The sequence below is a fragment of the Pseudomonas sp. NFACC32-1 genome (assembly GCF_900101215.1).
GTDB lineage: Bacteria > Pseudomonadota > Gammaproteobacteria > Pseudomonadales > Pseudomonadaceae > Aquipseudomonas.
In genome coordinates this window covers 127,845-140,010 of the sequence record NZ_FMUL01000014.1, presented here as the reverse complement: position 1 = coordinate 140,010, position 12,166 = coordinate 127,845, and the positions used below count along the sequence as shown (strand labels likewise).

Annotated in this window: 7 protein-coding genes; 5 read left to right on the top strand and 2 right to left on the bottom strand. The window is 64.0% G+C overall.

Translation table 11 applies throughout. The features are described from left to right. Positions 1-588 (bottom strand): phage tail protein, encoded by a 588-nt coding sequence (locus tag BLP99_RS20545; RefSeq protein ID WP_072397639.1) that lies wholly within the window; start codon positions 586-588, stop codon positions 1-3. A 311-nt stretch (positions 589-899) separates the two neighbouring features. On the opposite strand from BLP99_RS20545, the gene BLP99_RS20540 reads away from it, so the two are divergent. Genes BLP99_RS20540 through BLP99_RS20520 form a run of 5 tightly spaced genes read left to right on the top strand, consistent with a single transcriptional unit; the run spans position 900 to position 11,404 of the window. Beyond that, a complete protein-coding gene (locus BLP99_RS20540) occupies positions 900-1,736 on the top strand; it encodes a sulfotransferase family protein (RefSeq protein ID WP_053148110.1) in 837 nt (278 codons plus the stop codon). A gap of 52 nt (positions 1,737-1,788) precedes the next feature. Further along, positions 1,789-8,112 (top strand): Ig-like domain-containing protein, encoded by a 6,324-nt coding sequence (locus BLP99_RS20535; protein ID WP_072397641.1) that lies wholly within the window; start codon positions 1,789-1,791, stop codon positions 8,110-8,112. Between the two features lie 42 nt (positions 8,113-8,154). Then, positions 8,155-9,666 (top strand): TolC family protein, encoded by a 1,512-nt coding sequence (locus BLP99_RS20530; protein ID WP_072397643.1) that lies wholly within the window; start codon positions 8,155-8,157, stop codon positions 9,664-9,666. 11 nt (positions 9,667-9,677) lie between these two features. Then, entirely contained in the window at positions 9,678-10,463 is a 786-nt protein-coding gene (locus BLP99_RS20525; RefSeq protein ID WP_072397645.1) for an aspartyl/asparaginyl beta-hydroxylase domain-containing protein, read from the top strand. After that, positions 10,451-11,404, top strand: coding sequence for a sulfotransferase family protein (locus tag BLP99_RS20520; protein WP_072397647.1), 954 nt, complete (start codon positions 10,451-10,453; stop codon positions 11,402-11,404). Before BLP99_RS20525 ends, BLP99_RS20520 begins: the two co-directional genes overlap by 13 nt. Here the strand turns inward: BLP99_RS20520 and BLP99_RS20515 are convergent, their stop codons facing one another. Next, positions 11,405-12,166 (bottom strand): slipin family protein, encoded by a 762-nt coding sequence (locus tag BLP99_RS20515; protein ID WP_072397649.1) that lies wholly within the window; start codon positions 12,164-12,166, stop codon positions 11,405-11,407. It lies immediately after the preceding gene.

Genomic DNA, 12,166 nt, shown 5'->3' with positions numbered 1-12,166 from the left:
TCAGTTGCGGGACGGGAAGATACCTTCGAGGGCGATGCTGAAGTTGATCGCCAGGAATGGGTTCATGATCGGCAGGGGCAAGCCGGCCCCGGCGGGAGAAACCGTACCGCTGACGGTCGTGCTCACGCCCTGCAGCGGCACCGGCGAGGCGCCTATCTGGTCGGAATAGATCGCCGCCGAACCTGGCCCTGTACCCGAGGTGCCGATGAATGAGTTGGTGGCCGTGGGTGTGTTTACCGGATTGCTGGCCGGGTTCGCCAGTTGCAGGGTGGTCGAGGCGGTAAGGCCGGTGAGTGCGTGGGTGTGGGCAGGCAGGTTGTTCAGCGTCGGGGTGACGTTTTCGGTGCCGGAGACCTCACCGATCACACGGGGAGTCAGGCCCAGGCCGTTGCCCATGCCCATGAGCATGCGCCCTTGCAGGTTGGGCAGCATGAAGGTGGTCTGGCCGTTGCCCCCGTAAGTCACGCCAAGCAAGGAAAACAGCGCCGAGTTTTGCGCGATGCCGATGGTCTGCCCGTTGCACAGCGCCCAGCCACGGGGGGCGAAATTAAAGGCGAACGGCTGGATGGTGCCCATGAATACTTCCATAAAATCCTCATCCCTCAGGTTATTGGTCTGGCGGTACCTGGCGGATACGACGAGTAAGATGCGATCAGTCCGACTCCTCACTTCCAGGCCTGGTCACGCACGGCTGAGCGTAGACGGGGATGTTTCGTTCTGCCGGAGCAAGGCGCTGAAAAAAGCGGCCGTGCGGCTTAAACGATTCAGGTTTGCCAGCGTTCCCTACCGTCCATCTTTTTTACGGTTTCAGGTGAATTTGATATCAAAGTACTACTAGGCGGCATTTGTTTCCTCGGCTACGCTTTGCGCTACAAAGGGACTACAAATGGTGAAGGGATTTGTCGCAGTTTCACTTTATCTCCGGCCTGCCACGCTCGGGCTCGACCCTCCTCTCCGCGATTCTGCTGCAGAATCCGCGTTTTCATGCCGGCATGACCAGTCCCGTCGGTTCACTGTTCAGTGGCGTCCTGCAGCAATGCAGCGCTGGCAGTGAGTTTGGTTCGGTGATCGACACCGAGCAGCGTCGGCGTCTGTTGCGTGGACTGTTCGACTCGTACTACGCCGACAAGGCCGACAAGCCTGTCATCTTCGATACCAACCGCCATTGGTGCGCCCGGCTGCCGGCCCTGCAGGATCTTTTCCCTCAGGCCAAGACCATCGCGTGCGTGCGCAATGTCGCCTGGATTCTCGACAGCCTGGAGCGGCTCTATCGCGCCAACCCGTTCGAGAACACCAAGCTGTTCAACGACGATGACGAGCGCAACACCGTCTACAGCCGCTGCGAAACCCTGGCCCAGCGTAATCGCCTGGTGGGGTTTGCCTGGACAGCGCTCAAGGAAGCCTATTACGGGGAAAACGCCGAATCGCTGCTGATCGTCGATTACGACCTGCTGAGCCAGGCCCCCGAGCGGGTGATGCGGCTGGTCTACGAATTCATCGGCGAGCCGTGGTTCGAGCACGATTTCAACCACTTGACCTACGACGCGCCGGCCTTCGACCAGGCCCTGGGCGTGGCCGGGCTGCACAAGGTCAAGCCCAGGGTCGCGCCGCAGGCCCGGCGTACGCTGCTGCCGCCGGATCTGTTTGAAAAGTATGCCGAGTTGTCGTTCTGGCGCGACGGGTCCGCCAGCGCTGCCAATGTCATTCGTGTGAAAACCGACGCCGCGATCAGCTGATCGCGGTTTTCTTCATTCGCGTATTCAAGAAGTTCGAGTCCAGGTGATCGTCATGTGGTGGAGCAAAGGTAAATCGCGGGTAACCGAGGGTGCACAGGCCCTGGCATCGCCAATGATCATGTCCCTGGAGCCGCGAATGCTGTTCGACGGCGCGGTGGCCGCCACCGTGGCCGACGCGGCGCAGCCGGACGCCCAGCCCACGGCCGAAGCCGCCAAGACGCCCACCGCCGACCAGTCGGCCGATAGCAGCCATGCGCCCCAGGGCCAGGTGGATGCCACCCAGGCCGCCGTTCCGGGCAAGTCAGTGGTGTTTGTCGATTCTCGGGTCAAGGATGCCGCCAACCTGCTGCAAGGCGTGGCGCCCGGCACCCAGGTGGTGCAGCTGGATGCCGGCAAGGATGGCCTGCAACAGATCGCCGATTACCTGGACACCCACCAGGGCATCAGCTCGGTGCAGATCATCGCCCACGGTAATGCCGGGGACTTGTGGCTGGGCAACAGCTACCTGTCGGCGGATAACGTCCAGGCCCGCAGCGAAGTGCTGGCGCAGATCGGCCAGGACATGAATGTTGGCGGCGATATCCTGATCTATGGCTGCTACACCGCCGAAGGTGATCGCGGCCTGAGCCTGGTGGATTCCCTGGCGCAGTTGACCGGCCGCGACGTGGCGGCATCCAACGACCGCACGGGCCTGGGCGGTGACTGGGACCTGGAAATCGCCACCGGCAACATCGAAAGCGCCAATGTGCTGTCGGCCAAGGCCATGAGCGAATACCAGTGGGGCCTGGCCACCTGGACCGCCACCAACAACGCCAATTCCGGCGTGGGCTCCTTGCGCGCGGCCTTGGGTTCTGCGCAGAACGGCGACATCGTCACCTTCAACAGCAGCATGACCGTCGCCCTGACCCAGGTACTGGTGGTGAACAGGAACGTCACCATCGATGGCGACCTCAACAATGACAACGTTGCCGATGTCACCCTGGATGGCCAGTTCCGTACCCAGGTCATCAGCGTGACGTCTGGTACCACGGCCACCCTCGACGGCCTGGTGATTACCCGTGGCATCGTCTCGGGCAATGGTGGTAATGGCGGCGACGATGCGCTGGTGGCCAAGGGCGGCGGGATCTACAACGCCGGCACCTTGACCCTGCGTAACGTCACGGTCACTGCCAACGTGGCGGCAGGCGGCGGTGGCGGTGGCGGTGTGACGCCGGAATACGCCGGTGGCGGCGGCGGTGGCGGCGGCGCGGTCGGCGGAGGGATCGGCGGTCGCGGTGGCGATACGCTCAATTCCTCGGGCTCCCTTGGCTCGACCAACCAGGGCGGTGCCGGTGGTGGCTTCTTCAATATCGGCGGCCGTGGCGGCTCTTCTACCGGCGGTGCCGGCGGCGCTGCCTATCCCGGCTACAGCACCGGTTCTGCCGGTGGCTCGGCCTCCAGCGCCGGGTTGTCCATTGGTGGTGGTGGCGGCGGCGACGGTTATAACGACATCGGCGGTGCCGGCGGTGGCGCGGTCGGCGGTATCTACAACGACACCGGCGCGACCCTGCGGATCATCGGCAACTCGGTCATCTCCAACAACGTCGGCGCAGGCGGCGGTGGTGGCGGTGGTGGTGCCGGCGGGGGCTACACCCAGGCGGGCGGCGCGGGCGGCGTCGGTGTCGGCGCGATCTGGAACAGGGGGGCGGTGCTGATCACCGCTGCCAACTTCGCGGCGATGAGCGGCAACGCCGGCGGCAGCGGCATTGGCGGGACGAGTGCCGGCACGGCCGGTGTCACTCCGGCGTCGGTGGCCAATGTCTATGGCGACGGCGGTACCATCAATACCAACTATGTACCGGACGAAACCCCACCTACCGCGACCATCGTGGTCGCTAACACCAGCTTGAACTCCGGCGCCACGTCGCTGGTGACCATCACCTTCTCCGAAGCCGTGACGGGCCTGAGCGCCTCGGACCTGACGGTGCAGAACGGCACCATCGGTACGCTGACCAGCGGCGACGGCGGTGTCACCTGGACCGGCACCCTGACCGCGGCCAGCAACATCACCGATACCACCAACCTCATCACCCTGAACAACACCGGGGTCTCGGACCTGGCCGGCAACGCCGGCGTGGGCACCACCGATTCGAACAACTACGCGGTCAACGACACCGTGCTTCCCACCGCTTCCATCGTGGTGTCCGACACCGCACTCAGGGCCGGTGAAACCTCCCTGGTGACCATCACCTTCAGCGAAGCGGTAACCGGTCTCACCACGGCCGACCTGACGGTCGCCAACGGCACGCTCACCGGCCTGAGCAGTGCCGACGGCGGTATCACCTGGACGGCCACCCTGACCCCGGACGCCAGCGTCACCGACACCAGCAACCTGGTGACCCTGGACAATACCGGCGTTGCCGACCTGTCCGGCAACGCGGGTACGGGAACGACCAACTCGAACAACTATGCCATCGACACCGCCCGTCCAACCGCCACTATCGTGGTGACGGATACAGCGCTGAGCGTCGGTGAAACTTCCCTGGTGACCATTACCTTCAGCGAGGCCGTGACCGGCTTCACCACCGCCGACCTGACCGTCGCCAACGGCACGATAACCGGCCTGAGCAGCAGCGATGGCGGCATCACCTGGACCGGGACATTGACCCCGAGCGCCAGCATCAGCGACACCACTAACCTGGTCTCGTTGAACAGTGGCAGCATTGCCGACCTGTCCGGAAACGTGAATACCGGCACGACCGATTCCAACAACTATGCGATCGATACGCTGCGCCCGACGGCTACCATCGTGGTGGCCGATACGGCGCTGAGCGCCGGCGAAACGTCCCTGGTGACCATCACCTTCAGCGAGGCCGTGACCGGTTTCACCCTGGCGGACCTGACCGTTGCCAACGGCTCCCTGAGTGGCCTGAGCAGCAGCGATGGCGGCATCACCTGGACCGCTACCCTGACGCCGAGCTCCAGTATCAGCGACGCGACCAACCTGGTCGTGCTGGCCAATACCGGGGTGCTGGACCTGGCAGGCAACGCCGGCACCGGTACCACCAGCTCCAACAACTATGCCGTCGACACCCAGCGTCCGACCGCTACCATCGTCGTGGCCGACAACGCCTTGAGGATCGGCGAAACCTCCCTGGTGACCATCACCTTCAACGAAGCCGTGACCGGCTTCACCGCCGCCGACCTGACGGTCACCAACGGCACGCTCATCGGCTTGAGCAGCGGCGATGGCGGCATTACCTGGACCGCGACCTTCACGCCGGCGACCAACATCACGGACACCTCCAACCTCATCACCCTGGACAACACCGGTGTGAGCGATGCGGCGGGCAACGCCGGCAGCGGAACCACCGACTCCAACAACTACGCCATCGACACCCAGCGACCCACCGCAAGCATCGTGGTGGCCGACAACACCCTGGGCGCGGGCGAAACCTCGGTGGTCACCATCACGTTCAGCGAGGCGGTGACCGGTTTCACCCTGGCGGACCTGACCGTTGCCAACGGCAGCCTGAGCGGGCTGAGCACCAGCGACAACATCACCTATACCGCCACTTTCACACCGTCGGTCGGTGTTTCCGACGCCAGCAACCTGATTACCTTGGGCAACTCCGGCGTCACGGACGTGGCGGGCAACGCCGGCAGCGGCAGCACCGATTCCAACAACTACGTCGTCGATACGCTGCGTCCCACCGCCACCATCGTGGTTGCGGACACCTCGCTGAGTGTCGGCGAAACCTCGCTGGTGACCATCACCTTCAGCGAGGCGGTAAGCGGCTTCGACAATTCGGACCTGACCGTGACCAACGGTACCCTGAGCGCGGTCAGCAGCAGCGACGGCGGCATCACCTGGACCGCCACCTTCACGCCCGCCCTCGGGGTCGTCGACGCCAGCAACGTCATCGTACTGGCCAATACCGGCGTCAGCGACGCGGCGGGCAACACCGGTACCGGTACCACCAATTCGAACAACTACCAGGTCGACACCAACGTGCCGACGGCGACCGTGGTCATCGCCGACTCGTCGCTGAGCATCGGTGAAACCACGACGGTGACCATCACCTTCAATGAAGCGGTGAATGGGTTCGACAACAGCGACCTGACGATCCGCAACGGGACGCTGAGCAATGTCTCGTCCATCGATGGAGGCGTTACCTGGACGGCGACATTCACCCCGAGTGTCGGTATCTCCGATACCAGCAACGTCATCACCCTGGACAACACCGGGGTGCGCAATGGCGCGAACAACGCCGGCGTGGGCACCACCGACTCCAACAACTATGCGGTCGATACCGTGCGTCCCACCGCGACCATCGTGGTGGCCGACACGGCCATCGCCGCTGGCGAAACCTCGCTGGTGACCATCACCTTCAGCGAGGCGGTGGCCGGCTTCACCAGCGCCGACCTGACAGTCGCCAACGGCACGCTCACCGGGCTGAGCACCAGCGATGGCGGCATTACCTGGACCGCCACCTTCACACCCACCAACGGGGTCACCGACACCAGCAACATCATCACCCTCGCCAATGGCGGCATTGCCGACCTGGCGGGCAACGTCGGCAGCGGCACGACCAATTCCAACAGCTACAGTGTCGACAGCCTTCGCCCCACGGCCACTGTCGTGCTGAGCGACTCGACGCTGAGGCCCGGGGAAACCGCCCAGGTGACTATCACCTTCAGTGAGGCGGTGACGGGCTTGAGCAATGACGACCTGAGCGTTGCCAACGGTACCCTGAGTGCCGTCAGCAGCAGCGACGGCGGTCTGACCTGGACGGCTACCTTCACACCGACGGTGGGTGTGAGCGATGCCACCAACCTCATCACCCTGGACAACAGCGGGGTGAGCGACGCCGCCGGCAACGCCGGGGCCGGTACGACCAATTCGGCCAACTATGCAGTCGAGACCCGACTGCCTACCGCTACGGTCGTCGTGGCTGACAATGCCCTCAAGGCCGGGGAGACGTCGTTGGTGACCATCACGTTCTCGGAGGCGGTGAGCGGTTTCGACAACAGCGACCTGAGCGTGAGCAACGGCACCTTGAGCAACGTGTCATCGACCGACGGCGGCGTGACCTGGACGGCCACCTTCACGCCGGGCACCAATGTCAGCGACACCAGCAACCTCATCAGCCTGGACACCAGCGGCGTGACCAACGTGTCGGGCAACAGTGGTGCTGGCGTGGTGGACTCCAATAACTATGCGATCGACACCGTGCGTCCGGGCGCGACCATCGTGGTGAGCGACAGCACCCTGGGCATCGGCCAGACCACCACCGTGACCATCAGCTTCACCGAGGCGGTGACCGGGTTCGATCTGTCGGACCTCAGCGTCGCCAACGGTGTGCTGTCCAACCTGGCCAGCAGCGATGGCGGCCTGACCTGGACCGCGACCCTGACGCCGACGGCGGGTGTCAGCGACACCACCAACCTGATCCTGCTGGACGCCAGCACCGTGCAGGATGTCGCTGGCAACGCGGGGGTTGGCATTGCCATCTCCGGCAACTACGCACTCGACGCCACCCGGCCGACCGCGACCATCGTCGTTGCCAACCCGAGCCTGGGTGTTGGCCAGACTACCCAGGTGACCTTCACCTTCAGCGAGGCGGTGACCGATTTCGACCTGTCGGACCTCAGCGTCACCAACGGTGAACTGAGCAACCTGACCACCACCGACGGTGGCAGGACCTGGACCGCGACGTTCACCCCGACGGTGAACCTGACCGATCCGAGCAACTTCATCGCCCTGGACACCAGCAACGTCACCGACCTGGCGGGTAACGCCGGATCCAGCGTGGCGGTGTCCAACAACTATGCCATCGACACCGTGGTGCCCAACGACGTGAAGCCGCCGCCGGAATTCCTGACGACGGATCCCGTGACGGTCATCCCGGTCTCCGAGGTGCCGTTGCAGCCGATAGTCTTCACACCGCCAACGGGGGACCTGGGTTCGCCGCTGGGCTTCCCGCCTTTGTTCGAACAACGGGACGTGGGCGGCGGCCTGCGGCCCATCGGCGATATCTTCATCAACCGTGGGGCGCTGGCGCCAAGCTACATCGCCCAGGTCTTCGGCAACGATGCTACGGGTGACGGTTCGGGCCAGGGCTTCCTCGGTTTTGGCGGAGGGGATGGCGGAGTCTTTGGCAGCAGCACCCTGTCGAGCCTGTTCAACCAGGATTCGGGGGCCGAAGGCGAGTCGATGGACGCCTTCGACGACCGCTCCATGCAGGGCGGTGATGTGTCCCAGGGCGTGCGAGGGGTATTTGGCGCTCCGACCCTGGGTCAGCAGCTGCAGCAGATCAAAGACACTGAACAGCGTCAGGTCGACAGCCTGGCGAAGGCTTTGCAACAGGTCGGCATCAGCCAGGTACCGGCCTGAACAACTTAAAAAAATGAGCGGCAGCCAGGGGCAATCCAGGGAATGAATAGAAGTCAGAAGTTATTCGGTATGAGTCTGCTGGCATTGGTGGTCAGCGGGTGTGCGGTGACCAGCGAGCCGATCGATCGCAGTGTCAGCGAGGAACGCGCCAGGACCGATCGGCAGAATATGTACAAGGATCAGGAGCCTCTCAACGGCCCGTTGACCTTGCACCAGGCCATGGCCCGGGCGGTGAAGTACAACCTGGAAGGCCGATTGAAGGTCATGGAGGAAGCCCTGGCCAAGCGACAGCTGGACCTGGCCAGTTTCGACATGCTGCCGCGCATGGCCCTGGACGCCGGCTACGTAGGGCGCAATAACGTCAACGCCTCCAGCAGCCAGAGCGTGGAGACCGGTACCCAGTCCCTGGAGCCGTCGACTTCCCAGGACCGCGATCGCGAAGTGGCCGACCTCACCATGGTCTGGAACGTGCTCGATTTTGGCGTCAGCTACATCAGCGCCAAGCAGGCCGGCGACCAGCGCCTGATCGTGCAGGAGCGCCGGCGCAAGGTGATCAACACCATCGTCCAGGACGTGCGTTCGGCCTATTGGCGCGCCATGGCTGCCGAGCGCCTGCTCAAGCAGATCGACAGCCTGATGGCTCGGGTGGAGGCTGCGCGCAACAACAGCCAGAGCATGAGCGAACAGCGCATCGGTGACCCGGTGCAGGCCCTGGGGTACCAGCGTTCGCTGATCCAGGCGACTCGCCAGCTCGAAGAACAACGGCGGGCGTTGTCCCTGGCCAAGACCGAACTGGCGACCCTGATCAATCTGCCGCTGGGCACCGAACTGACCCTGGCAACTCCGGATCAGTACGAGATCCCCGAACTCAAGGTCGACATGGCCCGGCTGGAACAGGAAGCCCTGGCCAGCCGTCCTGAACTGCGCGAGCAGGATTACCAGACGCGCATTACCGCTGCCGAGACCCGCAAGGCCATGCTGCGCCTGTTGCCGGGGCTGGAGTTCTCCGCGGGCGGGCACTACGACAGCAACTCGTTTCTGGTGGAGCAGGGCTGGGCAGACTATGGCGTGAAGGTCACCTGGAACCTGTTCAATGTGATCTCCGCCCCGGCGGCCATCGATGTGGCCAAGGCCGGTGAAGAAGTGGCGGCGGCGCGGCGTCAGGCCATGTCGATCGCCGTGCTGGCGCAACTGTATGTCGCCAATGCCAACTACCGCGATGCACTGCGTCAGTTCAAGACCAACCAGCAACTGTCGGATATCGATGGACAAATCGTCGGGCAGTTGCGCAGCCGTCATCAGGCCGCCGGCATCGGCGAGCTGGACCTGATCCAGGGTGAGCTCAACACCTTGCAGGCCGATCTGCGGCGGGACCTGTCCTATGCCGATCTGCGCAACGCCTATGGCCAGATCTTCGCCAGTGCCGGTCTCGACCCGTTGCCTGACGAAGTACAGTCGACCCAGGTGCAGTCGATCGCCACGGCGCTGGCCAACCGTGAAGCGGCCTGGGCCCAGGGCGATATCACGGTGCCAAGGACGGCGGCAGCGCACTGACAGGTAGCGTCATGGCGCGCCCGGCTTTTTCCCGGCTGCCGGTGGCCGTGAACCTGCCCTTGCTGTTGCAAGCGTTGGCGGCCATTGAGGAAGAGCGCTGGCAGGGGCATTTCAACAGCGCCTATTACAAGGGTGACTGGAGCGGCGTGGCGCTGATTTCAGCGGCCGATGCCCTGACCGAACTGGCGCCCGGCCGTGGCCAGCCCTTGTGTCGCCTGCCTTGGTCAAGGGATGGACGCTGGCAGGAGGCGTTGCGTGACTGGCCCCTGGACATCGCCGCGGCCCGGCTGTTGCGCCTGGGGCCCGGCGCACAGATCCATGAACACCGTGACTACGATCTGGGTGGGCCGGACGGCGACCTGCGCCTGCACGTGCCGTTGCTCAGTCCGCCTGAAGTGGACTTCTGGCTGGATGGACAACGTATCCCCATGACCGCCGGTGAGTGCTGGTATCTCGATTTGTCACGACCCCATCGCGTCGACAATCGAGATACGCTGCCACGCGTTCATCTGGTACTCGACTGCCGGCCTGGCCCCTGGCTGGAACAGCTGATATGCGAAGGGCTGCCCACCACGCCGGCCGCTCGCGGCGGGCAGAGCGATTTCATGCGTTTTCAACGGCAAGTGGAAGCCGATCCCCAACTCGCCCGTACCTTGCAGGGCCTGCAGGAGGTGGAGGCCTTCATCGACTGCGCCTTGGAGGCGGGGGCCCGGCAGGGGCTGCATTTCACTCGCGAGGAACTGCGCACGGCCATGCGCGACGGACGTCGCCAATGGAGTGAGCAATGGAAGGCTTGAACCTGGAGGGTTGGCTGCCGATCCGCGTGTGGCAGGAGGGCGGGCAGTGGCGGGTCGATTGGTGCTGGTTCGGTGACCGACGGTTGTCGCAACCGTTTTTCGGCGACGCGGTGGAAGATGCCCTGCGCCTGCCCTTCAACCAGGCGTTTCGTCGCCAGACGCCCTTGGGCAGCCTTGAGCATTGGCAACGGCAAAGCCCTGGCCTTGAACCCGACGTGTTCATTTTCCATGCCTCGCGCTGTGGCTCGACTTTGATCAGCCAGATGCTGGCGCAACTGGACGACCATATCGTCATCTGCGAAGCGCCGCCCCTGGACAGCCTGCTGCGTAGCGACTTGCCCCACACCGAACGCTGTGCGGCACTCAAGGGGCTGCTTTCGGCTTATGGACAACGCCGCCGAGGTGTCGAGCGACGCCTGGTGATCAAGCTCGACGCCTGGAATATCGGTGAGTTGCCGTTGTTGCGCCAGTGCTTCGCCGATACGCCTTGGCTGTTCGTGTACCGCGATCCCGTGGAGATCGCCGTCTCCCATCTGCGTCGTCCCGGCATGCACATGGTCCCGGGGATGATCGGCGCCAGCGTGCTGGACGATGGGCGGCCCTTCGCAGGCTCCGAGGACTTCGTTTCGCGTCGGCTGGGACGGCTATTGCAAGCGGGGCTGGAGCATTGCCAGGCCTTTTCCGGCAGACCGGTCAACTACAGCGAGCTGCCCGAGGCGATGGCGGGCAGGCTGGCGACGCTTTTTTGCCTCGATGAGGCCCAGTCCCGGCAAGCGTTCAGCGCGGCGGGGCGGCATGCCAAGCAGCCGGTGCAGGCATTTACCGGCGACAGCGAGGACAAGCGCCGGGAGGCTTCGCCGATGCTGCGTGAACGTGTGCTGCAATGGGCCCATGGGCCGTATGAAGCCCTGGAAGCGCTGCGCAGCCAACGGACAGACTGATCAGGGTTTGGTCGGCGACAAATCCGCCATTCCCTTGAGCAATTCGATGGGCAACGGAAAAACGATGGTGGAGCTTTTGTCTCCGGCAATGGAACTGAGCGTCTGCATGTAGCGCAGTTGCATGGCGCCTGGCTGGCGCCCGAGCATTTCAGCGGCCTGCATGAGCTTCTCCGACGCCTGCAGTTCGCCTTCGGCGTGGATCACCTTGGCTCGTCGCTCCCGTTCGGCCTCGGCCTGCCGGGCGATGGCGCGGATCATCGATTCGTTGAGGTCCACATGCTTGATCTCGACGTTCGCCACCTTGATGCCCCAGGCATCGGTCTGGGCGTCCAGCACTTGCTGGATGTCGCCGTTCAATTGCTCGCGTTCGGCCAGCAGCTGGTCCAGGTCGTGCTTGCCGAGGACGGCGCGCAGGGTGGTCTGCGCCAATTGACTGGTGGCCATGAGGTAGTTTTCCACCTGGATGATTGCCTTCTGCGGGTCGAGGACGCGGAAATACAACACCGCATTGACCTTCACCGAGACGTTGTCGCGGGTGATCACGTCCTGGGGCGGTACGTCGAGCACGATGGTGCGCAGGTCGACACGAATCATCTGCTGTACCACCGGGATCAGCAGGATCAGCCCCGGTCCCTTGACCTGCCAGAAGCGCCCGAGCTGGAACACCACCGCGCGTTCATACTCACGCAGGATCCGGAATGTCGACGCCGCCAGTGCGATCAGTATCAGCAGCAGTAGTGCAAAACCGATTTGCATACCCAT